Origin of the sequence: Sphingomonas sp. JUb134 (genome assembly GCF_004341505.2) — a bacterium.
Lineage (GTDB): Bacteria > Pseudomonadota > Alphaproteobacteria > Sphingomonadales > Sphingomonadaceae > Sphingomonas.
Genome location: NZ_SLYP02000001.1, coordinates 72,708 through 97,362 on the forward strand (window position 1 = coordinate 72,708; position 24,655 = coordinate 97,362).

23 protein-coding genes are annotated in these 24,655 nt (G+C 69.8%); 14 read left to right on the forward strand and 9 right to left on the reverse strand.

The window, feature by feature from the left end; translation table 11 throughout:
- Window positions 1–4 precede the first annotated feature (4 nt).
- From EDF69_RS00330 to EDF69_RS00340, 3 genes are read right to left on the reverse strand one after another with little or no spacing between them, the layout of a single operon-like run.
- On the reverse strand, window positions 5–1,318 hold the full coding sequence (locus tag EDF69_RS00330) for an amidohydrolase family protein (RefSeq protein WP_132883440.1): 1,314 nt from the start codon (window positions 1,316–1,318) through the stop codon (window positions 5–7).
- The gene (locus tag EDF69_RS00335) at window positions 1,315–2,736 is read right to left on the reverse strand and encodes an amidohydrolase (RefSeq protein WP_132883507.1); all 1,422 of its coding nucleotides are present in this window, start codon (window positions 2,734–2,736) and stop codon (window positions 1,315–1,317) included. The genes EDF69_RS00330 and EDF69_RS00335 overlap by 4 nt, the downstream gene beginning before the upstream one ends.
- Window positions 2,737–2,786: 50 nt before the next feature.
- The gene (locus EDF69_RS00340) at window positions 2,787–3,629 is read right to left on the reverse strand and encodes a hypothetical protein (protein ID WP_132883439.1); all 843 of its coding nucleotides are present in this window, start codon (window positions 3,627–3,629) and stop codon (window positions 2,787–2,789) included.
- Window positions 3,630–3,719: 90 nt separating this feature from the next.
- Between EDF69_RS00340 and EDF69_RS00345 the strand changes: the two genes are divergently transcribed.
- The 10 genes from EDF69_RS00345 to tal all read left to right on the forward strand — a co-directional run bounded on the left by EDF69_RS00345 (window position 3,720) and on the right by tal (window position 13,958).
- Window positions 3,720–4,382 (forward strand): DUF4129 domain-containing protein, encoded by a 663-nt coding sequence (locus EDF69_RS00345; protein WP_239555200.1) that lies wholly within the window; start codon window positions 3,720–3,722, stop codon window positions 4,380–4,382.
- Window positions 4,379–5,611: a hypothetical protein gene (locus EDF69_RS00350; RefSeq protein ID WP_132883438.1), complete on the forward strand. Its 1,233-nt coding sequence runs from the start codon at window positions 4,379–4,381 to the stop codon at window positions 5,609–5,611. Before EDF69_RS00345 ends, EDF69_RS00350 begins: the two co-directional genes overlap by 4 nt.
- Window positions 5,608–6,564, forward strand: coding sequence for an AAA family ATPase (locus EDF69_RS00355; protein WP_132883437.1), 957 nt, complete (start codon window positions 5,608–5,610; stop codon window positions 6,562–6,564). Before EDF69_RS00350 ends, EDF69_RS00355 begins: the two co-directional genes overlap by 4 nt.
- Window positions 6,561–7,832 carry a DUF58 domain-containing protein gene (locus EDF69_RS00360; RefSeq protein ID WP_132883436.1) on the forward strand — a complete coding sequence of 424 codons (1,272 nt, stop codon included), beginning with the start codon at window positions 6,561–6,563 and terminating at the stop codon, window positions 7,830–7,832. Before EDF69_RS00355 ends, EDF69_RS00360 begins: the two co-directional genes overlap by 4 nt.
- A complete protein-coding gene (locus EDF69_RS00365; RefSeq protein ID WP_132883435.1) occupies window positions 7,829–8,824 on the forward strand; it encodes a stage II sporulation protein M in 996 nt (331 codons plus the stop codon). The genes EDF69_RS00360 and EDF69_RS00365 overlap by 4 nt, the downstream gene beginning before the upstream one ends.
- The gene (locus tag EDF69_RS00370; RefSeq protein ID WP_132883434.1) at window positions 8,817–9,698 is read left to right on the forward strand and encodes an RDD family protein; all 882 of its coding nucleotides are present in this window, start codon (window positions 8,817–8,819) and stop codon (window positions 9,696–9,698) included. Before EDF69_RS00365 ends, EDF69_RS00370 begins: the two co-directional genes overlap by 8 nt.
- Before the next feature lie 14 nt (window positions 9,699–9,712).
- On the forward strand, window positions 9,713–10,273 hold the full coding sequence (locus tag EDF69_RS00375) for a GNAT family N-acetyltransferase (protein ID WP_132883433.1): 561 nt from the start codon (window positions 9,713–9,715) through the stop codon (window positions 10,271–10,273).
- 209 nt (window positions 10,274–10,482) lie between these two features.
- Window positions 10,483–11,562, forward strand: a complete 1,080-nt coding sequence (gene dinB, locus EDF69_RS00380) for a DNA polymerase IV (RefSeq protein ID WP_132883432.1) — start codon at window positions 10,483–10,485, stop codon at window positions 11,560–11,562.
- A complete protein-coding gene (locus EDF69_RS00385) occupies window positions 11,559–12,758 on the forward strand; it encodes an FAD-dependent oxidoreductase (protein ID WP_132883431.1) in 1,200 nt (399 codons plus the stop codon). The genes dinB and EDF69_RS00385 overlap by 4 nt, the downstream gene beginning before the upstream one ends.
- Window positions 12,759–12,836: 78 nt before the next feature.
- Entirely contained in the window at window positions 12,837–13,958 is a 1,122-nt protein-coding gene (gene tal, locus EDF69_RS00390; protein ID WP_132883505.1) for a transaldolase, read from the forward strand.
- A gap of 95 nt (window positions 13,959–14,053) precedes the next feature.
- On the opposite strand, the gene EDF69_RS00395 is transcribed toward tal, so the two are convergent.
- The 4 genes from EDF69_RS00395 to EDF69_RS00410 all read right to left on the reverse strand — a co-directional run bounded on the left by EDF69_RS00395 (window position 14,054) and on the right by EDF69_RS00410 (window position 18,145).
- Window positions 14,054–15,475, reverse strand: a complete 1,422-nt coding sequence (locus tag EDF69_RS00395) for an amino acid permease (protein WP_132883430.1) — start codon at window positions 15,473–15,475, stop codon at window positions 14,054–14,056.
- Between the two features lie 26 nt (window positions 15,476–15,501).
- Window positions 15,502–16,158, reverse strand: coding sequence for a GntR family transcriptional regulator (locus tag EDF69_RS00400; RefSeq protein WP_125960666.1), 657 nt, complete (start codon window positions 16,156–16,158; stop codon window positions 15,502–15,504).
- Window positions 16,159–16,219: 61 nt separating this feature from the next.
- On the reverse strand, window positions 16,220–17,218 hold the full coding sequence (locus EDF69_RS00405) for a 4-hydroxyproline epimerase (RefSeq protein WP_132883429.1): 999 nt from the start codon (window positions 17,216–17,218) through the stop codon (window positions 16,220–16,222).
- Window positions 17,219–17,230: 12 nt separating this feature from the next.
- Entirely contained in the window at window positions 17,231–18,145 is a 915-nt protein-coding gene (locus tag EDF69_RS00410) for a dihydrodipicolinate synthase family protein (protein WP_132883504.1), read from the reverse strand.
- A gap of 75 nt (window positions 18,146–18,220) precedes the next feature.
- Here EDF69_RS00410 and EDF69_RS00415 point away from each other — a divergent pair, with 75 nt between their 5' ends.
- Together EDF69_RS00415 and EDF69_RS00420 are read left to right on the forward strand one after the other, a co-directional pair.
- A complete protein-coding gene (locus EDF69_RS00415) occupies window positions 18,221–19,438 on the forward strand; it encodes an FAD-dependent oxidoreductase (protein WP_132883428.1) in 1,218 nt (405 codons plus the stop codon).
- A gap of 16 nt (window positions 19,439–19,454) precedes the next feature.
- Complete coding sequence (locus tag EDF69_RS00420; protein ID WP_132883427.1) at window positions 19,455–20,651, forward strand: M24 family metallopeptidase; 1,197 nt, start codon at window positions 19,455–19,457, stop codon at window positions 20,649–20,651.
- A 161-nt stretch (window positions 20,652–20,812) separates the two neighbouring features.
- On the opposite strand, the gene EDF69_RS00425 is transcribed toward EDF69_RS00420, so the two are convergent.
- Together EDF69_RS00425 and EDF69_RS00430 are read right to left on the reverse strand one after the other, a co-directional pair.
- Window positions 20,813–22,105 carry a homoserine dehydrogenase gene (locus EDF69_RS00425; RefSeq protein WP_125960662.1) on the reverse strand — a complete coding sequence of 431 codons (1,293 nt, stop codon included), beginning with the start codon at window positions 22,103–22,105 and terminating at the stop codon, window positions 20,813–20,815.
- A gap of 176 nt (window positions 22,106–22,281) precedes the next feature.
- Window positions 22,282–23,229: an isopenicillin N synthase family dioxygenase gene (locus EDF69_RS00430; RefSeq protein WP_125960661.1), complete on the reverse strand. Its 948-nt coding sequence runs from the start codon at window positions 23,227–23,229 to the stop codon at window positions 22,282–22,284.
- Window positions 23,230–23,440: 211 nt separating this feature from the next.
- Here EDF69_RS00430 and EDF69_RS00435 point away from each other — a divergent pair, with 211 nt between their 5' ends.
- Together EDF69_RS00435 and EDF69_RS19850 are read left to right on the forward strand one after the other, a co-directional pair.
- Window positions 23,441–23,776: a DNA primase gene (locus EDF69_RS00435; RefSeq protein WP_132883503.1), complete on the forward strand. Its 336-nt coding sequence runs from the start codon at window positions 23,441–23,443 to the stop codon at window positions 23,774–23,776.
- Window positions 23,773–24,639: an MliC family protein gene (locus EDF69_RS19850; RefSeq protein WP_132883426.1), complete on the forward strand. Its 867-nt coding sequence runs from the start codon at window positions 23,773–23,775 to the stop codon at window positions 24,637–24,639. The genes EDF69_RS00435 and EDF69_RS19850 overlap by 4 nt, the downstream gene beginning before the upstream one ends.
- Window positions 24,640–24,655 lie beyond the last annotated feature (16 nt).

Here is a 24,655-nt window from a genome sequence, read left to right on the forward strand (position 1 = left end):
GCGATCAGTATTGATAGGCCTTGGGCAACGCGCCCTCGGTCGGATCGAGGTAGCGGTCCCGCAACCGCTGCTGGCGGTGGACGAGCGGTTGCTCGACCCCGTCGACGAACACCTGGGTCGGCATCGAGCCGATCTCCAGCGGATCGCCATCCCAGATCACCACGTCGCCGCGGCGGCCGGGTTGGAGCGAGCCGAACTCGCCGCCCATGCCGAGCGCCTCGGCAGGACGCGAGCTGATCGCCGCAAAGGCGCTGCCCCAGTCGAGCCCGGCGGCACCGGGAATGCGGCTGAGCGCCACGAGGTTGCCGGCGTACTGCTTCACCAGCCGCGCCTGGCGCGCCTCGTCGTTGTTGATCATGCCGATCGCGACGGGGACGCCCGCCGCCTTCAGCCGGCCGATGTTCGACTGGGTGGCGGCGAGCTGCTCGAACGAGGACGGCAGGTCGGCGAGCGCGCTGGCGATCACCGGCACGCCGGCCGCCGCGATGTCGGCGGCGACGGTCCAGCCTTCGGTGGCGCCGACCAGCACGAGCTTGACGGTGCCGAGCTCGCGCTTGAGGTCGAGCAGTGCGCGGATGTCCGACGCGCGCTCGACATGGGCGAGCAGCGGCATGCGCCCTTCGATCACCGGCACCAGCGCCTGCGCGTCGAGGCGGGTGAGCAGCGCGTCCTTGCCGCGATCGGCGAAGCTCGCGGGGCTGCGGGCATATTCGCGCGCCTCGAACAGCGCGTTGCGCAGCATCGCGAAGGCGGCCGGACGGCTGCCGCCGGCGGCACGCGCGCCGCTTTCGCCCCACTCCATGAACTGGAAGGCGCGCGGGCGGGTGACCGCGTCCATGTCCGCGGCGAGATCGATGACGGCGCCCTGGCCGGCAAAGATCGAGCCGCCATTCTCGGGCGCGACGACGGCGCGGGTGACGCCCTCAGCCCGGTTGAGGGCGATGGCGGAGGTGCGCGGGTTCACGGCAGGGGCGATGTCGAGCGCGGCGTTGAACACCGTCTCGTCGGCGCTGGCATCGTTGGTGCCGCGCACCGCATCGACCTCGACGATGCCCATGCGCGTGAAGCCGGCGAAGATGCCGGGCGTCACCCATTTGCCGCCAGCATCGACGGTGCGCATGCCGGCGGGCACCGCCACGCCGGGACCGGCAGCGACGACGCGGCCGTCGCGCACCACCACCGTGCCGCCGTCGACCGGGCCTGCGCCGGTGCCGACCACCAGCTTGGCGTTGGTGATCGCGACGGTCTGCGCGGAGGCGGGCAGCGCCGCGGCTGTGCCGAGCAGCGCGGCCGCCGTGGAAAGGATCAGGCGCTTCACTTCACATCCCCCTCGCCCGGCTGGCCGAGCTCGAAATCGGAAACTGGCCGCAGCCGCTTGTCATTGGCGTCGAACAGCAGCGCGCCATCGACCCACACCTTTTCGGGGCGGGTGTAGACGCTGAACGGATCGCCGTTCCACAGCACGACGTCGGCCATCTTGCCGGGCTTCAAGCTGCCGGTGACCTGGTCGATGCCGAGCGCGCGCGCAGGCGCGATGGCGAGCCAGGTCCAGGCATGTTCGGGGGTGACCGCGATGCCGGCGCGGCGCGCCGAGCCCATCACCTTGGCGACTTCCTGGTTGAGCCGCTGGATGCCGTTCTCGTCGTCCGAATGGATCATCGCGCAGGCACCGGCGCGGTCGAGGATGGCGAGGTTCTCGCCGACCGCGTCATAGGCTTCCATCTTGAAGCCCCACCAGTCGGCCCAGACCGCCGCACAGGTGCCGTTTGCCTTCAGCAGATCGGCGATCTTGTAGGCCTCCACCGCGTGGTGGAAGGCGGTGACCTTGTAGCCGAACTCCTTGGCCATATCGAGGACGACGGCCATTTCGTCGGCGCGGTAGCAGTGGTTGTGGACGAGAATCTCGCCGTCCAGGACGCCGCGCAGCGTGTCCATGGCGAGGTCGCGATCGGGCGCGTCGCCGCCGTCCTCCTCATACTTGTCCCACTTGCGATCATAGGCGCGGGCCTTCGCCCAGGTGGCGCGATCGACCGCGACATTGCCCATGCGGGTCGTCGGCATCCGGCCCTTGCTGCCATAGACGCGCTTGGGGTTTTCTCCGCAGGCCATCTTGAGGCCATAGGGAGCGCCAGGGAACTTCATCCCCTGCATGGTGCGCGCGTAGACGTTCTTCACCGTCACCGAGCGGCCGCCGAACAGGTTGGCGGAGCCAGGCAGGATCTGCAGCGTGGTGACCCCGCCGTTCGCGAGCGCGCGGCCGAAGCCGGGGTCCTGCGGCCAGACGCTGTGCTCGGCCCAGACCTCTGCGGTCACCGGCGCCGACATCTCGTTGCCGTCGGACAGCGCCTCGACGCCGGGCGAGGGATAGTCGCCGAGGTGGCTGTGGACGTCGATCACGCCCGGCGTCACCCACTTGCCGGTGCCGTCGATCACGGTCACGCCCGCAGCAGGCGCGATCGACTGGGCGACTTCGACGATCTTGCCGTCGCGGAACAGCACGGCGCCGCCGTCGATGCGGCCACCCTCGCCATCATAGATGGTAACGTTGGTGAGGAGCGTCGGCCGGCCGGGATAGGCGCGGTAGGTGGAGGGATAGGGATCGTGGTTATACCCCTTGCCCGCGCCGGGCGCCTCGTCGCCCTTGTCCTTCTTGGCGCTGGCCGAACGATCGCCGGCGGTATGCGCCCGCGTCCCATCGGCCGCGCAGGCGGCGAGCCCGCCGGCCGCGGCGAGCATCAGCAACGTTCGTAGCAAGCCTGTTCTCCGTTCCTGTCGATGTCGGGCGGTCATGCGAACACCGCCTCCAGATCCTCGCCCACCAGCCCTTCGCGTTCGGACTTGAGCTGGTGGTAGATGGTCGAAAGTCCGGCCGCGCCCATCGCGCCGGTAAGCGTGGCGACCAGCGTCTGGATGACGATGCTGCCGATCCGGGCGCTGCTGGTCTGGCTGGCGAGCGCGAAGCCCTGGCCCATGCCGCCGAACAGCGACCAGGCCACGAACACGATCGCGAAGAGCAGCAGCAGCCGCCAGCGGGCGCCGCGCAGGAGCTCCCCGCTGCGCGCGAAGCTGGCAAAGATGCCGGGACGCTCGGCGACCAGGACCGGGAGCACGATCGCCCAGGTCAGCATCAGCACCAGTCCCGGGATGATGAAGAGCATCAACCCAAGGGCGACGCCCACCCACAGCAGCAGCCGGACGAGAATGGCGGGCAGCAGCAGCCGCAGTCCCTGCGCCAGCGCCGGCCCGAACTGCACCGGCCGCCCGGCAAGCACGTCGAGCGCGATCGCGATCATCACGACTTCGCCCAGCGTGCCCACCAGCAGGCTGACCAGCCAGCCGATGCCGAGGGCGGTCAGCACCTGCTCGTCCGGCATGGTGAACATCCGGGCCGTCGCGTCGAACCCGAGTGCCGTCTGGAGGGCGGTGGCTGGCAGCGCGATCGTCACCAGGCTGGTCGCCAGCATCGGCAGGCGCGCACGGCCGATCGTCGAGAAGCTCTGCGAGACCACGTCGGTGATGCGGAAGCGCCAGGGATGTCGTCGCGCCTCGGTACGCGCCGCGAAGATCAGGGCGGCGATGAACAGGAACGGCAGCGCAAGCAGCACCACCAACATCAATATGACTGCCATGGATCCCCGCCCCCCGCCGGTTCGCCAAGCCTAGGCGAAAAGCGTTGCGTGTAAATCGGCGATTTGCTCCAACGGCGCGCAGGGGGACGAATGACGGCACGCGCATCCATGGAAGCCGCATCGGCGGCAGCGCCGCCCGACCCCGCGCGTGTGGCGGAGGCGCATCGCGCGATTCTGGCCGACAAGAGCATCCAGTTCGACTTGCCGATGCGGCACATCGAGGCGCGCGAGACGCCCGAGTGGCTGAAGGCGCTGGGCAGAGCGATCGCGCGCTTCGTCGCCTGGGTCGGAGACGGTTGGACCGTGATCGGCTGGATCGCGGCGGCGGTGGTGGTCGCGGTGTTGCTGTTCGCGCTGGTGCCGGGACTGCGCGAGTGGGTGCTCTCGCTCGCCCGCCGCGGCCGCGGTGCTGCGCCCGAGGCGCCGCACTGGGCGCCGACCGAAGGCCAGGCACGCGCGCTGCTGGAAGAGGCGGACGCGCTGGCGGCTGGCGGCCGCTATGACGAGGCGGTGCACCTGATCCTGTTCCGCAGCATCGACGACATTGCCGCCTGGCGTGGCGAGCTGGTGCGTCCCTCCTCCACCAGCCGCGACATCGCGCGGGCCGAGGGGCTGCCGGGGGAAGCGCGCGGGGTGTTCGCGCGGATCGTGGCCGCGGTGGAGCGCAGCTGGTTCGGCGGGCGTGCGCTGGAGGCGGGCGACTGGGAAGCGGCCCGTGCGGATTACGCTCGGTTCGCACTGAAGACCGCATGAGCGCGACACCCGAGCCCTTTGCGCGGCGCACCGCGATCGTGCTGGTGGTGGTCGGCACGCTGCTGGCGCTGGCGGCGATCCTGCTCAACGGCTTTTCGGACGTGCTGTCGCGCCAGCTGGGCTCGCTTCCGGCGGCCGACGAGAAGCATGGCGCCGGCTATTACGCGCTGCGCCAGCTGGTCGATCGTACCGGCGGTGGCGGCTCGCTGGTGGTCGATCCGGACGATCTGGCCGCGATGCCCGAATTGGCGGTGCTGACGCCGGCGATCGACACCCAGCCCGAGCAGGTGGCCAGGCTGGTGCACGCGCGCGAGGCACATGCGGCCGCGGCGGAGGAGGAAGACGCAGAGGAGAGCGGCGACTTTCCGACGCTGATCGTGCTGCCCAAGTGGCACGTGGCGGCGCTGCCGTTGCAGCCCAATCGGGTGCAGCGCGTGGGGCTGCTGAGTTCCGAGAAGGTCGCAGCGCTGGTGCCCGCCAAGGCTGTCGACACGACCTATGGCGCGACGCAGGAGATGCGCAGCGCCCCGGGCTGGAAGCTCCGCCCCTTCCTGGCGCCCCGGTATCTGAGCGCCGTAACAGGCAAGACACTGGTCCCGGTCCTGCGGGACCAGGACGGGGCGGCGGTGCTGGCGCGAATCGGGCGGACGAACACCTATGTGCTCTCCGACCCGGACCTCCTCAACAATGCCGCGCTCAAGCACCCGCAGAATGCGCAGGCGGCGATCGCGCTGCTCGCGGCCCTCGACCCGAAATATCCGGGTGCGGCCGTGTTCGACGCCTCGCTGCATTATGGCCCAGGCGATCGCAACCTGGTGAAGCTGCTGTTCACGCCGCCGTTCCTGGCCGCGACCCTGGCGATGATCGCGGCCGCGGTGTTGGCCGGCCTCGCGACCGCAGTGCGGTTCGGCCCCGTGCTGCGCGAGCGGCGAGCGGTGGCGCTGGGCAAGGCGGCGCTGATTGACAACATCGCCGCCCTCACCCGCTTGTCCGGCAGAACGCTCTCGGCCGGGGCGCGCTACGCCGACATCACGCGCGAGGGGCTGGTTCGCACCATGGACCTGCCGCGCGACCTGGACGAGGCGGGCGTGCTGGAGCGCCTCGACCGGCTGGGCGACCGCCCCGCCCCCTATTCGCAAATCGACCATCGCTTGCGCACCGCCCGCACAGAAGCGGAGCTGGTGGCGGCGGCCCGACAACTGCACGCATGGAAGGACGCATTGGCATGACGCTCGAAGAGGTCCGGTCGCTCGGACAGGCGATCGACCGCGAGATCGCAAAGGCCGTGGTGGACCAGGGACCGGTGGTGCGCTTCCTGGCGATCGCGCTGTTTTCCGCTGGCCATGTGCTGCTGGAGGGGCCACCGGGCACCGCCAAGACGCTGCTGGCGCAGAGCTTCGCGCGCTCGCTGAGCCTCGACTTCGGCCGCATCCAGTTCACGCCCGACCTGATGCCGGGCGACATCATCGGCGCGAACCTGTTCAACTTCCAGACGTCTAGCTTCGCGCTCACCAAGGGGCCGGTGTTCTGCGAGCTTCTGCTGGCCGACGAGATCAACCGCACTCCGCCGAAGACCCAGGCGGCCTTGCTGGAGGCGATGCAGGAGCGCGCGATCACCACCGACGGGCGCACCGAGCGGCTGTCGGACCGCTTCACCGTGGTCGCAACCCAGAACCCGATCGAGCAGCAGGGCGTCTATCCGCTGCCCGAGGCGCAGCTCGACCGCTTCTTGTTCAAGCTGTCGATCGGCTGGCCGTCCGAGGAATCGGAGCGCGCGATCGTCGCGCAGTACGGCAACCGCACCGGTACGCCGCGCCCCGAGGATTCGGGCGTGCAGCCGGTCGCGGGTGCCGCGGAGATTGCAGCCGCCATTGCTGCGGTGTCGGAGGTACGACTGGTCGATCCGGTGATCGACTATATCGTGCGGCTGGTGCGGGCGACCCGCGAGCACCCCGACATCGCGAGCGGCGCCTCCCCGCGCGCCGCATCGGCCATGGCCGCGGCAGCGCGGGCCGCAGCGGCGCTGGAGGGGCGTGACTATGTCATCCCCGATGACGTGAAGCTGCTTGCCCCGGCGCTGCTGCGCCACCGGCTGATCCTGTCGCCTGCGGCCGAGATCGACGGGCGGCGGATCGACGATGTCGTGACCGGCCTGATCGACGCGACCGAGGCGCCGCGTTGATCTATCCCACCCAGCGCGCGGTGTGGCTGGTCGCCGCGGCGGCCCCGGTGGCGCTCGCCGTCGGCATCGTCGCGCCCGGCGCCTGGGTGGCAGCCCTCGCCTGGGTGGTCTTGATGGTGGTGCTGGTCGTCGTCGATGCGCTGCTGGCGCCGCCGCTCGGCAGCGCCCGGCTGTCGATCGCGACCCCGGCGGCGATCCATGTCGGCGAGACGTTCGACCTGGCACCCCGACTGGAGCAGGACACGCGCGTGCTGCCTGCCGCCTTCGCCGCGGAGATTTCCGGCCCGCTGGAGCGCGAGGGGCCGCGCACCAGCACGCGATTTCGTGCCGTCCGGCGCGGGCGCGCGGTGGTCGAGGCGCTGTGGGCGCGCCATGCCGGGCCGATGGGGCTCGCCTGGCGGCAGACGCGTCGGCCGGGCGGTCAGGCGATCGCCGTCATGCCCGACATCCGTCCCGTCCGCGACGAGGGGATGCGGCAGTATCTCAACAGCCAGCACACCGGCCTGCGCATGCGGCGCGACAGCGGCGAGGGGCAGGAATTCCAGGTACTCACCGATTTCCAGCCCGGCATGGAACGGCGCACCATCGACTGGAAGGCGTCGGCCAAGCACGCATCGCTGCTTGCCCGTGAATATCAGACCGAGCGCGACAATGCGGTGGTGTTCGCGGTCGATGCCGGGCGCGCGATGAGCGACCCGGTCGGCGGCGTGCCGCGGGTCGACCGCGCGGTTTCGGCAGCGCTGCTCGCGGCATTCGTGGCGCTGAAATCGGGCGACCGGGTGCGGCTCTATTCCTTTGCCGCCCGGCCTCAGGTGGATTCGGGCACGCTGTCGGGCACGCGCGGCTTTGCGCGGCTGCACCACGCCGCCGCCGACATCGACTATGGCACCGACGAGAGCAACTACACCCTGTCGCTGGTGACGCTGGACGGCCGTCTGGAGCGGCGATCGCTGGTGGTGCTGTTCACCGAGTTCACCGATCCCACCAGCGCGGAACTGATGCTCGCCGCCGCCCAGCGCATGCTCAAGCGCCACCGGCTGCTGTTCGTGCTGTTCCGCGACGACGAGCTGGAGGGGATCCAGGATGCCGAGCCGAAGGACGCCGACGATGTGGTGCGCGCGACCGTCGCCCATGCGCTGCTGCGCGAGCGGCGGATCGTCATCGAACGGCTGCGACGGATGGGCGTGGACGTGATCGAGGCGCCGGCCGAGGCGATGGCGCTCCGGCTGGTCGAGCGGTATCTCCGCCACCGGGAGCGGGTGGCATGAACGCGCCGCTGTTCGCCAGCCGCCACTTCCGTGCCGAACGCGAGGCCGACTGGGCGCGGCTGGAGGCGCTGCTCGACGTCGTCGAGAGCAAGAGCCCGCGCCGCCTGTCCGAAGAGGATCTGTTCGAGCTGCCGCGGCTGTACCGCGCGACCTTGTCGGCGCTGTCGGTGGCGCGCGAGACGTCGCTGGATGCGTCGCTGGTCGACTATCTCGAGCGGCTGTCGACCCGCGCCTATTTCGTGCTCTACGGCTGCCGCGCGCCGTGGGGGCGGCAGATCGTCGATTTCTTCGGGCGCGGGCTGCCGCAGGCGGTGCGCACGCTCTGGCCCGAGATCCTGGTCGCGACGCTGCTCACCATCTTGAGCGCCGTTGCCGCCTATGCCTTGATCCGCGCCGAACCCGCGTGGTTCGGCGCGATCATGCCTCCCGAGATGGCGAGCGGACGCGACATGAGCGCCTCCACCGAGTTCCTGCGCAAGTCGCTCTACGACAAGCCCGAGGACGGCGGGCTGGAGGTGTTCGCGGCGTTTCTGTTCACGCACAATGCGCAGGTCTCGTTCCTGTGCTTTGCGCTGGGCTTTGCGCTCGGCATTCCGACGCTGATCCTGCTGGTGCAGAACGGCGCAATGCTGGGTGCGATCTTCGCGGTCTATACGCCGCATGGCCTCGCGCCCGGGCTGTTCGGCTGGCTGATGATCCACGGATCGACCGAGCTGAGCGCGATCGTCCTGGCGGCCGCCGCAGGGCTGCGGATCGGACGCACCATCGCCTTTCCGGGCGAGCGCGGACGCGTCGCTGCCGCAGGGGCGGCCGGCAGGACCGCCGCCACCGTGATGCTGGGCGTCATCCTGATGCTGCTGGTGGCCGGCCTGCTGGAGGGGTTCGCGCGCCAGCTGGTGACCAGCGACAGCGCACGGTACGCCATCGCCGGCGCAATGTTCGCCCTGTGGGTGGGCTATTTCGGTCTCGCCGGACGACCTCGCCGTGGCTAGGCGCCCGCGCAAGCCGCGCCCGCCGCTGTCGCTCGACCGCGCGCTGGTGACGCCCGAGGGAGTGACCCTTCACGTGCGCCTGGGCAGCGGTGGCGCGCGCGCGGGCGCGCTGGTGCTGGACCTGCTGGTCATGCTGGCCATCCTGATCGGCTTCACCCTGCTGGTGGTGCTGCTCGCCCAAGCGGGAGGAACCGCGACCGGCCCGCTGCTGATGGTCGTCTGGCTGCTCGGCTTCTTCCTGCTGCGCAACTTCTACTTCGTGGCGTTCGAGGCGGGCGGGCGCGCGGCGACGCCGGGCAAGCGGATGCAGAAGCTGCGGGTGGTGGCGCGCGACGGGGGGCGGCTGACCCCGACGGCCGTGCTGGCGCGCAACCTGATGAGGGAGGTCGAGCTGTTCCTGCCGCTGAGCTTCCTCCCCTTTGCCTTTGCGGAAGGGACGATCGACGGCTGGGTCGGCTTCCTGGCGCTCGGCTGGGCGTGCCTGTTTCTGTTCTTCCTGCTGTTCAACCGCGACCGGATGCGCGCAGGCGACCTGGTGGCGGGCACCTGGGTGGTGGAGAACGAGCGCGGGCAGATCGGCGCGGAACTGCTCGATCCGGCCGCGCTGGAGGGCGACCGCTATCGCTTCGCGCCGCACGAACTCGCCGCCTATGGCGCGTTCGAGTTGCACAAGCTGGAGGACGTGCTGCGCCGGAACGACCGGCACGACCAGTTCATGGTGGCGCGCACCATCCGCACCAAGCTCGGCCGCAACCCCGACGAGGGCTATGACCGCGAGTTCCTGGAGGCCTATTACGCAGCGCTGCGGCTGGAGCTCGAACGCAAGCTGCTGTTCGGGAAGCGCAAGAAGGACAAGCACGACCAGCAGGGTTGAGGGGAGACGGTTCGATGGAAGGCACCCACGCGCGCGGCGAACCGGTACTCGAGACCGAGCGCCTGACCCTTGCCCGCCCTACGCTCGCGGACCTGGACGAGAGCCACGCGATGCTGAGCGATGCGGGCGTGATGGCCTTCATCGGCGGGCAGCCGATCCGCCGCGAGGATGCGTGGAACAAGCTGCTGCGCAACATCGGCCACTGGACGGCCTTTGGCTATGGCATCTTCACCGTGCGCGAGAAGGACGGCGGGCGCTTCCTGGGCGAAGTCGGAATCGCCCATTTCGCGCGCGGGTTCGGCGCCGCCTTTGATCCCTTTCCGGAAGCCGCATGGATCCTGGCGGCGCAAGGCCATGGCAAGGGCTATGCCACGGAAGCGGTGCAGGCAGCGCATGGGTGGATGGCCGAGGTGCAGGGCGCCGAACGCACGGTGTGCCTCATCCACCCCGACAATCAGCCGTCGCGGCGGGTGGCGGAGAAGCTCGGCTACCGGCGCTTCGGCGAGGTCCGCTATCGCGACGCGCCGGGCATTCTGTTCGACCGGGGCGGGCTCGGCGCTGAGGTGACACCGTAGCAAGAGCTTATCCGTACCCCGGCGGAGGCCGGGGTCCAGTTGCGGTGCAATCGCGATGTGCCACGCGCCTCAACCGTCCCCCAGCTGGGCCCCGGCCTTCGCCGGGGTACGGGCTCACCGCGGCTCTGATGCCGGCACCGTGATAGCGAAGAGCCACCAAGGTTGGCGGGTGACAGCGAGGACGTTTGTTCCTATCCTGTTCGCGTGCCATGACCCGCAAGATCATCCATGTCGACATGGACGCCTTTTTCGCGTCGGTGGAGCAGCGCGACGCGCCGGAGCTGCGCGGGCGGCCCGTGGCGGTGGGCGGCTCGAGCGGGCGCGGGGTAGTCGCGGCGGCGAGCTACGAGGCGCGGCGCTTCGGGGTACGCTCGGCGATGCCCTCGGCGCGGGCCATCCGGCAGTGCCCGGAACTGGTGTTCGTGCGGCCGCGCTTCGATGTCTATCGGGCGGTGTCGCAGCAGATCCGGGCGATCTTCCACAGCTATACGCCGCTGGTCGAGCCGCTGTCGCTGGACGAGGCGTACCTCGACGTGACCGAAAACCTCGCCGGGCTGCCGTCCGCGACCGAGACCGCGCTGGAGATCCGGCGCCGCATCCGCGAGGAAACCGGCCTCACCGCGTCGGCCGGCATCTCCTACAACAAGTTCCTGGCGAAGCTCGCCTCCGACGCCAACAAGCCCGACGGGCAGTGCGTCATCCCGCCGGGTGCGGGCGAGGCGTTCGTTGCCAAGCTGGAGGTGGGGCGCTTTCACGGTATCGGCCCGCGCACGGTCGAGAAGATGGCCGGGCTCGGCATCCACACCGGCGCCGACTTGCGCGCAAAGGAGCTGCCATGGCTGCGCGCGCACTTCGGCAAGTCGGGCGAATGGTATCACCGCGTCGCCCGTGGCGAGGACCACCGCGCCGTGACGCCGGACCGGGTGCGCAAGTCGTCCGGATCGGAAACCACCTACGCCACCAACCTCACCACGCCCGATGCGGTGGAGGACGGCATCCGCGCCATGGCCGATGATGTCTGGGCATGGTGCGAACGCATGCGCAGTTCCGGTCGCACCGTGACGACCAAGATCCGCTTCGCCGACTTCCGCACCCTGACGCGCAGCCGCAGCCTGGCCGAGCCGGTCGGCGACCGGGAAACGCTGCACGCGATCGCGGTGGAGCTGGTGCGCGGACTGTACCCGCTGCCGATGGGGGTGCGGCTGCTGGGCGTCACCCTCTCCAACCTCGGCCCCCTGCCCGATCCGGCGACACCGGGCGTGCAGATGGCGCTGGACCTGGCGCGATGACGGCGCGGACGATCGCGGTAGCGGGCTGCGGCCCAGCCGGCTTGGCAGCTGCGCTGCTGCTCGCGAGGGATGGCCACCGCGTCACCTTGTTCGAGCGGTTCGCGACGCCGCAGCCGATCGGGTCGGGGCTGATGCTGCAGCCAACCGGGCTTGCCGTGATGCGGGAGCTCGAACTGACGGACGCGGTATTGGCGCAGGGTGCGCGGGTCGACCGCCTGCTCGGGTGCACGGCGGAAGGCAGCGTCGTGCTGGACGTCGCCTATCGGGCTCTCAAGGGCGAGCGCTTCGGGCTCGGCATTCACCGGGCGAGCCTGTTCGCGGTGTTGTTCGATGCTGCGGTCGCAGCCGCTATCCCGATCGAGACGGGTCGGACGGTGATCGGCAGCGAGCCGGTGAGCGACGACGGTCGCCGCCTGCTCTTCGAAGGCGGCACCCGCAGCGTGCGGTTCGACCTGGTGGTCGACGCGCTGGGCAGCCGCACGCCGCTGGCACCGCCCACGGGCCGCGAACTCGCCTATGGCGCGCTGTGGACGAGCCTCGCCTGGCCCGAAGAGAGCGCGCTGTCGCCGAGTACGCTGGAGCAGCGCTATCACCGGGCGAGCCAAATGGTCGGCGTGCTGCCGACGGGCAAGCGCGCCGGTGGCGGTGGCGCCGAAGCCTCGCTGTTCTGGTCGCTGCGGCTCGACCGGCTGGAAGCGTGGCGGGCGGCCGGGCTGGCGGCGTGGAAGGCAGAGGTGCTGGCGCTGTGGCCGGCAACCGAGCCGCTGCTCGCCCGGATCGATCATCCCGACCAGCTCGTTGCCGCGCGTTATGCGCATCGCACGCTCTCGAAGCCGGCCGCCGCGGGCCTGATCCACATCGGCGACGCCTGGCATTCCGCGAGCCCGCAGCTGGGCCAGGGGGCGAACATGGCGCTCCTGGATGCCTATGCGCTGCGGCAGGGGCTGCGCGGTGCCGCGACGATGGAGGCAGGGTTGGCGCGCACGGTGGCGCTGCGGCGGCGGCACGTCGCGCTGTACCAGGCACTGACGGCGCTGCTGACGCCGGTCTATCAGTCCGACAGCCGGGTCATTCCGGCACTGCGGGACCGGCTGGTGGCGCCGCTCTCTCGCCTGCCGCTGGTGGAGCGGATCCAGGCCGCGCTGGTGGCCGGGCTGGTCGGGCGGCCACTCGCGAGATTGGGACTGCACGCGTGAGTCGATTTTTGCTGCGGCTGGCGGCATAGCGCTCCCAAAGCCGGGTTTTGGGTCCGGCGCATGCTGAAAGGACTGGAAATGGGGCTGCTCAACGATCTCGGCGCCAAGGGCACCGCACCGTGGCTCGACTTCGTCGACCGCAAGTTCCTGGAAGCGGGCGGGCTGGAAAAGCTCGTCGCCGAGGACGGGCTGACCGGCGTCACCTCCAACCCCGCCATCTTCGAGAAGGCGATGGGCTATGGCGACGCCTATGACGCGACGCTGGCCGCCTATGATGCCGCCCATCCGGGTGCGGCGACGATCGACCGCTACGAGCATCTGGCGATTCAGGACATCAAGGCCGCGGCCGACACGCTGCGCCCGGTCTATGACCGTACCGATGCGAAGGACGGCTATGTCAGCCTGGAAGTGTCGCCGTATATCGCCGACGACACCGACGCGACCATTGCCGAGGCGCAGAAGCTGTGGGCCGCGGTCGACCGCCCGAACCTGATGATCAAGATCCCGGGTACGCCGGCAGGTGCGCCCGCGATCGCGGCGACGGTTGCGGCCGGCATCAACGTCAACGTGACGCTGCTGTTCTCGCTGGAGGCGTACCAGCGCGTCGCCGAGGCGCATGTCGCGGGTCTCGAGCAGCGCGCCGCACAGGGCCTGCCGATCGACCGCATCGCCGGCGTCGCGAGCTTCTTCGTCAGCCGCATCGACGCGGTGATGGACAAGGCGATCGACACCCGCGTTGCCGAGGGGGATCCCGAGGCGGAGGCGCTGAAGGCCCTGCGCGGCAAGGTCGCCATCGCCAACGCCAAGGCAGCCTATGCCTGGTACCAGGACTTCATCGCGAGCGATCGTTGGCAGGCACTCGCCGCCAAGGGCGCGCAGCCGCAGCGGCTGTTGTGGGCGTCGACCGGGACCAAGGACCCGGCGTACCCGGATACGCTCTACGTCGACGCGCTGATCGGCGCGGACACGGTCAACACCATGCCGCCCAAGACCATGGACGCGTTCCGCGAGCGCGGCGTCGTCGCCGACACGCTGACCGCAGACCTGGACGGCGCGCGCCACGTGCTGGCGGAAGCCGAGCGGCTGGGCCTGGACCTGGACGGCGTCACCCAGCAGCTGGTGGAAGAGGGTGTCGCCCAGTTCGTGAAGGCGTTCGACGACCTGCTGGGTGCCATCGCCAAGAAGCATCCCGGCGCCTGAAACGACAAACGGGAGGTGCGGCATCCCCGCACCTCCCGCATTATCCCGGTGCCGACGCCGGAGACCTGGGCGCGGCGCCGGAGCGCCGCGCCGGTTCAGGCGGCGGCGACCGGCTTCGGTTCGCGCGCGTCGCTGTGGCGACGGCCATAGGCGAAGTAGATCACAAGGCCGATGACGTTCCACAGCGCGAAGCGAGTGATGGTGGAGCTCGGCAGGCTGATGAACAGATAGATGCAGCCGAGGATCGCGAGCGTCCCGACCACATAGGGCGCGGGGCAACGGAACAGCCGCGGCAGTTCCGGGAAGCGGCGACGCAGGATCATCAGGCACGCGCCGACCGCGATGAAGGCGACCAGCGTGCCGGCGTTGGCGAGCTCCGCGATTTCGTCGAGGCGGAAGAAGCCGGCAACTGCGGCGACCGAGATCCCCGTCACCAGCGTGATCAGCGTCGGGGCGCCCGTGCGCGGGCTGACCTTGGCAAGGCGACGGGGCAGCAGGCCGTCGCGCGCCATCACGAAGAAGATGCGGCTCTGGCCGTACATCATCACCAGGATCACCGACGGCAGCGCGACGACGGCGGCAAGCGCGATCAGGTGCGCGGCGACCGGCTGCTGCAGCGAGCGCAGCACCAGCGCGAGCGGCTCCGGCGAGTTGGCGAGTGCGGTGTAGGGGAGCGCGCCGACAGCTGCGACCGCGACCGCCATGTAGATGATCGTGCACACCAGCATCGAACCGACGATGCCGATGGTGAGGTCACGCCCCGGGTTCTTGGCTTCCTCGGCCGAGGTCGCCACCGCGTCGAAGCCGTAGAAGGCGAAGAACACGATCGCCGCCGCCGCCATGACGCCGCGCTTTTCGCCCATCACCTCGGTGCTGCCGAAGCCATAGGGCATGAACGGCTGGAGGTTGTCGGCCTGGAAGGCGGGGAGCGCAAAGGCGACGAAGACGCTGAGCGCCACCAGCTTGATGATGACCAGGATGATGTTGAGCGTTGCGCTTTCGCGCGTGCCGGCGATCAGCATGCCCATGACGGACAGCGCAACCAGCACGGCCGGCAGGTTGATGATGCCGCCGTCGTGCGGCCCCACCAGCAGCGCCTGCGGCAGCGTGACGCCTGCCGCCTGGATCCAGCCGACGAGATAGCCGGACCAGCCGACCGCGACGGTCGAGCAGGCGAGCGAATATTCGAGAATCAGGCTCCAGCCGACGATCCAGGCGATCCCCTCGCCCATCGCGGTGTAGCTGAAGGTATAGGCGCTGCCGGCGGCCGGGATCAGCGTCGCCATCTCGGCATAAGCGAGCGCGGCGCAGGCGCAGACCGCGCCGGCGATGGCAAAGGCGAGGATGACCGCCGGCCCGGCGCGCTCGGCACCGACACCGGTGAGCGTGTAGATGCCGGTACCGACGATGGCGCCGACCCCCAGCGCGATCAGGTGCGGCCAGCTCAGCGTCTTGGCGAGACGGTGCCCCTCTTGTTGACTGCCCATCGTGTGGATCGATTTACGCGGCCCGAACATCGGCTCTCCCCCCTGGTTTTTTCGTCTTAGCCGGACAATTCCGAGCCGAATTCGGCGCGAAGATCGTCCAGCGTTGCCTGGATGTGTGCGCTCAGCAGCCTTTCCACCGTTGGCCCGTCGCCGGCGAGCCAGGCGTCGAGCAGGTCGCGATGCTCCAGGTGCGCGCGATCCTCGCGTCCGGCGGGCTGGAGGTGCGCGATGACATAGCGTTCGGACAACACCGTCAGCCGCTCGACCAGCTGGGTGGTGAGCAACCGCCCGCTCGGCCGCACCAGCGCGGTGTGGAAGCTGCGGTTGCAGCTGGCGACGCTGGCGAGATTGTTGCTGGCGGCGCTGTCCAGCGCCTCGAACGCTGCGATGGTGGCCGCACGGTCTGCGTCATCGGCGCGCTCCGCCGCGCGGGCAGCGGCCGGCGGCTCCAGCACCAGCCGCAGCTCGAAGATTTCCTCCGCCTCCGCGGCCGACATGGGGCGCACGAAATAGCCGCGGTTCGCCTGGCTGGTGAGCAGCCCCTCCTGCTCCAGCCGCGCCAGCGCCTCGCGCAGGGGGATCTTGCTCACCCCCAGTTCGTTGGCGAGCGCATCCTGACGGATCGGCACCTCCCGCGGAAGGACGCCGGTGATGATCCGCTCGCGGATGATTTCGAATACCTGTTCAGAGAGCGTGCGGACGACGATGCTCATCTGCGAAAAACCTCCGGAGGGCCGCGACGGACCCGCCGACAATCGACTTCGGCCGCCAGGGTCACTTGACCTGGAAACCCTTCCAGAAAGGATCGGCGCGATCAATCCAGATCGTGTTGAAGCCGGTAGCGACCGCCGATCCCTCGATCGATGGGATGATCGCCGGCTGGTCGCCGATCGCAGTCTCCGCCTCCACCCGGCCGATGAAGCGGCTGCCGATGTAGCTTTCGTGGACGAAGCGGTCGCCGGTCTTCAGCTGCCCCTTGGCGGCGAGATGCGCCAAGCGCGCCGAGGTGCCGGTGCCGCACGGGCTGCGGTCGATCGCCCGGTCGCCGTAGAAGACGGCGTTGCGGCCGTCGGCGCCGTCGCCGCGCGGCTTGTCGGCCCACAGGATATGGCTGACGCCGCGGATGGTGGGATCGAGCGGGTGGACCGGCTCGAACTTCTCGCGGATGGCTTCGCGCAGGCGGGCGCTCAATTCGACCAGCCGCGAGGCGCCGAGATCATCGAGCCCGGTATAGGCACCCTGCGGCTCGACGATCGCGTAATAGTTGCCGCCATAGGAGACATCGACGCTGAGCGGCCCCAGCCCCTCCAGATCGACCTGGATGCCGGTCGCCGCGACATAGGCCGGGACGTTGGTGATGCGCACCGCCGTCACCTTGTCGCCCTCGGTCTCATAGTCGACGTCGATCACCCCGGCCGGCACCTCGATGCGCAGCTTGCCCGGTGTGGCGGGCTGGATGAGGCCGTGCTCCAGGCCGAAGGTCACCATGCCGATGGTGCCGTGCCCGCACATCGGCAGGCAGCCGGAGGTCTCGATGAACAGGATGCCGATGTCGGCGTCGGCCTGGGTCGGCGGGTAGAGGAACCCGCCCGACATCATGTCGTGCCCGCGCGGTTCGAAGCACAGGCCCGTGCGAATCCAGTCGAAGCGGGCCAGGAAGTCCTGGCGCCGCTCCGACATGGATGCCCCCTTCAAGAGCGGCGCGCCGCCTGCGACCAGGCGGACCGGATTGCCGGCGGTGTGGCCGTCGATACAGAAGAAGGTGTGCCGCATGGGGGTCTCGTGTCAGGCTGCCTTGGCGATGTCGAGGGTCGGGCGGGTCGCCGCAGCCTTTTCCACCATGGCGATCACCGCTGCACGGCGTTCGCCGGTCAGCACCTGGCGCGGCGGAAGCACGCGCTCCGACCCGCGGCCCATGACCTGCTCGGCGAGCTTGATCGTCTGCACCAGGTCATGCTCGGCATCGAGGTGAAGCAGCGGCATGAACCAGCGATAGATTTCCAGCGCCTTGGCATGATCGCCGCGCTCGAACGCGCGCACCAGCTCGACCGATTCGCGCGGGAAGGCGTTGGTGAGGCCCGAGACCCAGCCCTTGGCGCCCAGGAACAGCCCTTCCAGCGCGACGTCGTCGAGCCCTGCGAACAGCACGAAGCGGTCGCCGAACTCGTTGCGGAAATCGGTGAAGCGACGGGTGTCGGGTGCCGATTCCTTGACCGCGACGATGTTCTTCACGTCATGGAGCGCCGCCAGCACGCCGCGATCGATTACGGTGCGGTAGGCCGGCGGGTTGTTGTAGAGCATGATCGGCAGGCTCACCGCCTCCGCCACGCCGCGGAAGTGCGCGACCAGTTCCTCGGCCTTGGGCACATAGACCATCGGCGGGAGCAGCATCAGGCCATCGGCGCCGATCTTCTCGGCCGCCTGGGCATAGCGGGTGGCGCGGCGCTGATCATATTCGGAAACGCCGGTGAGCACCGGTACGCGGCCGGCGACCACTTCCACGATCGCGGAGAGGACCTGCTGCTTTTCCTCGAACATCAGCGAGTTGTTCTCACCCACGGTGCCGAGCGCGATCACGCCGGTCACCCCGTCGCGGATCAGGTCGTCCACCACCCGCTGGGTTTCACCCAAGTCGATCGTCAGATCCTCACGGAGCTGCGTCGTCACGGCGGGGAACACGCCCTTCCATTCGACCATCATCGGAACCATTCTCTTCTCGTTGCGGACATATACCGTATACGATAGGGATTGCTGTGCCGCAACAGGAGAACGGGCGTGGGTGCGACAAATGTGGTCGGGGGGGGCGTTGTCGGACTGGCAAGCGCATTGGCGCTGGCGCGTGCCGGCCATTCCGTGACGCTGCTGGAGCCGGACTCCGCCCGCACGGCTGCCTCCTGGGGAAATGCCGGCCACATCGCGACGGAGCAGGTGGCGCCGCTCGCCTCGCCGGCGGCCATCCGATCCGCGCCGCGGCGGCTGTTCGTGCGCGGCGGGGCGCTCGACCTGCCGCTCGGTCAGCTCGCGAACTGGCTGCCGTTCGCGCTGCGGCTGGTCGGTCGATCGACCCCGAGCCGCTTTGCCGCGGGCAGCGCCGCGCTCGGCAGCCTGTTGCAGGAGGCGATGCCCGCCTGGGAGCGGCTGGCGGCGACGATCGACGCCCCCGAGTTGCTGACCCAGGACGGGCATCTGGTGCTGTGGGAATCGCCGGAGACCGCGCGCGCCGGGCGCGCCGCGTGGACGGCGGCCGACACCGGCACGGCGACGTTCCGCGTTGCCGACGCTGCCGAGCTCACCGCGATCGCCAGGGTGACCCAGGCCCCGGTGGCAGGCGCCATTCGCTTCGCCGGCAGCGGGCAGATCCGCGATCTATCGGTGCTGGCAGGCGCGCTGGAGGAGGCGTTCCTTCGTGCGGGGGGCCGCATCGTCCGCGCCCGCGCGCAGTTGCGCATCATCGACGGGGTGGCGCTGGTCCCCGGGCATCCGGCCGAGCTGGTACTGGTGGCGGCCGGCATCGGCTCGCGCGCGCTGATGGAGGCAACCGGCCACGCCGCCCCGATGATCGCCGAGCGCGGCTATCACATCCGCGCCGCCGCCGATCGCTGGCCGGCGGACCTGCCGCCGCTGGTGTTCGAGGACCGGTCGATGATCGTCACCCGCTATGGCGATCGCGTACAGGCCGCGAGCTTCGTCGAGCTGAGCAGCCCCGACGCGCCGCCCGATCCGCGCAAGTGGGAGCGGCTGGAAGCGCACGTCCGTGCCCTCGGCCTCCCCATCACGGGACCTTTCCGCCGGTGGATGGGATCGCGCCCCACCCTCCCCGACTATCTGCCCGCGATCGGCCGCTCGCCTCGCGCGAACAACCTGCTCTATGCATTCGGACACCAGCATCTGGGGCTGACGCTGGCGCCGATCACGGCCGAGCTCGTCGCGGCGCTGGTCACAGGCGAGCGGCCGCCGGTCGACCTGGCGCCCTTCGACCTCGCACGGTTTTGAACAAGGAAGAACAGGCATGACCATCGGCGGATCGAGCGCAGAGGCCGAACTCGCGGCCATCACCCCTTGGGCGGATAGCGCCGATCCCATCGGTGCGGCAGAGCGGCAGGCGCGGCTCGAGCGTGCCCGCGCGCTGGCGGATGCGGGCGGTGCGGACGGGCTGCTGCTCAACGTGGGTGCGACGCTGCGCTATTTCGCGGGTGTGCCCTGGGGCCCGAGCGAGCGGCTGGTGGCGATGCTGCTACCGGCGCGCGGCCGCCCGGTGCTGCTGTGCCCGGCGTTCGAACTCGGCACGCTGGAAGCCGATCTCGCGATCGACGCGGACATCCGGCTGTGGGAGGAGGATGAGGACCCGATCGCGCTGCTCGCCGATACGCTGGCGGCCACCGGGATCACGAAACTAGCCGTCGACCCGCTGTTTCCGTTCCAATGGGCCGAGCGGCTGCGGGCCAAGGCGGGCGGAGTCCGGCTGCTCGACGGCGCGCCCGCGATCGACGGCTGCCGGATGGTGAAGTCCCCGGCCGAGCTGGCGCTGCTTGCCCAGGCCAAGGCGATGACGCTGGAGGTGCATCGCCGCACCGCGCGCATCCTGCGCCCGGGCATCGCCGCAAGCGAGGTGGTGCGCTTCATCGACGCTGCGCACCGCGCGATCGGGGCGGCGGGATCGAGCTTCTGCATCGTCCAGTTCGGCCGCGCGACGGCGTTCCCGCACGGGCTGCCGGGCGAACAACATCTGCAGGAGGGCGAGCTGGTGCTGGTCGACACCGGCTGCTTGGTCGAGGGCTATCACTCGGACATCACGCGTACCTATGCGTTCGGGGCGGTTCCGGACGAAGTGCGCAGCATCTGGTCGCTGGAAAAGGAAGCACAGCAGGCGGCGTTCGACGCGGTGGTGCCGGGCGCACCCTGCGAGAGCGTCGATGCGGCGGCGCGGCGCGTGCTGGAGGCGGCAGGGCTCGGCCCGGACTATCGCCTTCCGGGGCTACCCCACCGCACCGGGCATGGCATCGGCCTGTCGATCCATGAGCCGGCCTATCTGGTGCGCGGCGACAAGACGCCGCTTGCGCCCGGCATGTGCTTTTCCAACGAGCCGATGATCGTGGTGCCGGATCGCTTCGGGGTGCGGCTGGAGGATCATTTCCACGTCACCGAGACGGGAGCGGCGTGGTTCACCCAGCCGCAGCATGCCATCGACCAGCCGTTCGCGGTGTGACAGAGGGCACATCGCTCCCGCGAGACAAGCCGCACCCCGGCGAAGGCCGGGGTCCAGGACCAAGCAGCGCAACGACTGGCAGTGTTTGGAACCCTGGGCTCCTGCCTTCGCAGGAGCACGGATAAGCGCGCGCCGGCCCGCGCCGGGCGTCGGAGGCGCGCTCAGCTCTCCAGGATGTGCATCCACATCGGCTCGCCCACCAGGCTGGGGGAGCCGCGCAGGCGTTCGAGTGAGGCGGCGACGGCGCGCTCGGGGCCTTCGTGGGTGACGATCGCCACCAGCACGCTGCCGTCGGCATTGGCGCCGCGCTGCATCAGCCGCTCGATGGACACGCCGGCGTCGCGCATCGCCGCCGCGATTTCCGCCAGCACGCCCACCTTGTCGGCGACCATCAGCCGCAGATAGGCGCGGCCGCGGCGTTCGCCAGTGGGCGCGGCGGGCTGTTCGGCGAGCGCCTCGGCCGGTTCCGCATAGGGCGGCCCGAACTCGCCGCGGGCGATGTCGATCAGGTCCGCCACCACCGCGCTGGCAGTCGGGCCGTCGCCGGCGCCGCGGCCCTGGAAGAACAGCCGGCCGACGAAATTGCCCTCGGCCACCACGGCGTTCAGCGAGCCGGTGACATGCGCGAGCGGATGATCGAGCGGGACCAGGTGCGGGTGGACGCGCTGGAACAGGCCGTTCTTGCCAGCCTCCGCCACGCCCACCAGCCGCACGCGATAGCCGAGCGTCGCCGCCTCGGCGATGTCGGCCGCGAGCACGTGGCGCACGCCGGTGATCGCGACATCCGAAAAGGCCGGGCGGGTACCGAAGGCGAAGCTCGCCAGGATCGACAGCTTGTGCGCGGCATCGACGCCATCGATGTCGAAGCTGGGATCCGCTTCGGCAAAGCCGAGCCGCTGCGCCTCGTCCAGCACCTCGGCGAAGTCGCGGCCCTCGGCCTCCATCTTTGACAGGATGAAATTGCAGGTGCCGTTGAGGATGCCATAGACATGGCCGATCTCGTTGGCCGCTGCGCCCTCGCGCAGCCCCTTGATGACGGGCACGCCGCCTGCGACCGCAGCCTCGAACTTGAGCGCGACGCCGCGCCCTTCCGCCGCGCGGGCGAGTTCGAGGCCATGGTGCGCGATCATCGCCTTGTTGGCGGTGACGACGCTCTTGCCATTGGCAAGCGCCGCACGGGTGAGCGTCAGCGCGGGACCGTCCGCCCCGCCGACGAGTTCCACCACCACATCCGCCCGCGGGTCGGCCGCGAGCGAGGCGGTGTCGTCCACCCAGTCGAAGCGCGACAGATCGACGCCGCGATCCTTGGCGCGATCCCGCGCTGACACCGCCACGATCTCGATCGGGCGACCGGCGCGGCGGGCAATCAACGCCCCGTTCGCGTCGAGCAGACGAATGACGCCCGCGCCGACCGTACCAAGTCCTGCGATCGCGACGCGTAGCGGTTCCGTCATGCCTGCCTCTTCCATTTCGCCGCCGGGCACGTCCCGGCGGAGCGGCAGGCGTTAGCGGAGGGGCCGTGGTATAAACAACCCCAACACGACCAGAAGGCTTTGCAAAAGTTACCGGGCCGCTTTTGCCGCCCGGAGGCGGATCGCGCGCCCGTTCCGGGAAACGGGCGCGCGTCGCATCACTTCTTCAGAAGGCCGATTTCGACCAGCCGCTGGTGCAGATAGTCGTGGGCGGTGATCGGCTCCGGGTAGCGGTTGCCCTCCCCCACGCAGCTCGGCAGCGTCTCGATCAGGAAATCGGGCGCCGGGTGGAGGAAGAAAGGCATGGAGTAGCGCGAGTTGCCGCGCCGCTCGGGCGCCGGGTTCACCACGCGGTGGGTGGTCGACGGCAACACGTGGTTGGTCAGCCGCTGCAGCATGTCGCCGACGTTCACGACCATCGCGCCCACCGGGGGCTTCACCGCGAGCCAGTCGCCGTCCTTGTCGAGCAGTTCCAGCCCGGCTTCCTCGGCGCCCAGCAGCAGCGTGATGAGGTTGATGTCCTCATGCGCCTCTGCACGGACGCCCGGCGCATCGGCGGGGATCGGCGGATAGTGGAGCAGGCGCAGCACCGAATTGCCGTCCTGGACCGCGTGCTCGAACCAGTTGGGATCGAGCTTCAGGTAGCGCGCGATCGCCGAAAGCAGCTTGAGCCCGGCGGTGTCGAAGGCGGCGAACAGCTCAAGGAAGGTCTCCTTGAAGCCCGCGGGCGCCGACGGCCAGATGTTGTCCGGCATCACGTCGCGAAAGCGGTGGCCGGCCGGCAATTCCCGGCCGATGTGCCAGAACTCCTTGAGATCGGTGACCTTCGCGTTCTTCGCGATCTCGGTGCGGAAGGGCGTGTAGCCGCGCGCGCCGCCGCCGCCCGGCGTGTGATAGGCACGCTTCTCCTCCTCGGGCAGGCGGAAGAACTCTTCGGTCAGCGCCCAGGCACGGTCGATCAGCGCCGGGTCGATGCCGTGGTCCGCGACCATGGCGAAGCCGAAGCGTTCGAACGAGCCGCCGAACGCCTGTGCGAAACCCTCCGGGTCGTTCTGCTGGTCGGCCAGCGAGACGAGCGGCACCTGGGTCATGGGAACGTCGAGCATGGGGAATCCTGTAGGGGTATGAATAGCGGCGTGAATACGCCTGCAACCCGCTCGGGAACAGCCCCTTGGAAGGGCCGGCCAAGAGTATACCGCAGGCACGCCCCCGCCCGTCCGCCGCCCGGATCGTCCTGCGGCTCGGGAACACGCGGGCTCGCCCGCCGTTCGCGCTCTGACGGCCCCGCTGCTGGTGGGCCAGACGAAGGAGCGAACCATGGGTGGTCACCAGGTACCGGGGCTGGGCTCCGGCGACAGCTTTGACGAAGAAGGCTATGACGAGAGCCAGCGCGCCGAAATCCTGGAGGTAACCAGCGACGGCCCCTCGGACGGCACCCTGCTGACGGACATCGAGCCCGACCTCGGCGATGACGAGGATGAGGACGACCTCCTCATGGAAGACGATGAGCTCGACAGCGAGGATGACGATGATGACATCGTTGTCGACCCCGAGGACCAGGAGGAAGACGAGCTTCAGGAAGATTTCGACGAGGATGACCTCGCCGAGGACGACGATCTCGAGGATACCGACAGGGCCGCGCTGGAACCGTGACCCGCACCACGACCGCTGCCGCACTGGCGTTGTTGCTCGCCGGTTGCGGCGGTGGCGTGTCGGAGAGGGACGAAAATACCCCGGAGGCGGCAGCAGATACCGCGGCGCCGGCCGAGAAGTCGGCCGGCCCGGTCCCGAGTCCCACCTCCGTGGCGGCTCCAGCGCCGTCGCCGCGGTCGAGCCCGACGCCCCCTGTGGCTTCGGCCGCCGACGACCCGGATGAAGAGACCGCCGAGGCGGCGCGCGCGGTGGTACAGCGCTATTACGCGCTGCTTGCCCGCGGCGACTATGCAGCGGCGCGGGCGCTGTGGCGCCGGGGTAGCGAAGGCTCCGGCAGGGACGCGCGGGCCTTTGCGCGCAGCTTCGTCCGCTATGCGAGCTACGGCGCGCGCGTGGGCGCGCCCGGACCGGTCGATGCCGGTGCCGGTCAGCGATACGTCACCGTTCCCGTCACCGTGCGCGGGACGCTGAAGGACGGAGGCGTGCCCTTCACCCAAGCCGGCGAGGTCACCCTGCACCGCACCGGCGACATCGATGGGGCGACCGCCGAGCAGCGGTCCTGGCGAATCGAGAAAATCGAGTTGTCCCCCATTGAGGCGCCAGCAGGCGACCTGCCGCCCCGCGTGACGGCGCGGTATCAGTGCGAGGACGGCACCCTGTTGATCGCCACCTTCGACAATCGGGCAGACACGGTGACGCTGCGTGCGCTTGGCAGGACGCTGGGCGTGCTGAAGGGCCAGCGACCGGCGTCGGGGATCTGGTATGCCGGCGACGGCATGACCCTGCGGGGCAAGGGCCGCGACGCGAGTTTCGAAGCCGACGGGCAGGCCCCCGTCCACTGCGTCGCGAGCGACGCGCGCTGACGAAAAAAGGGGCCGG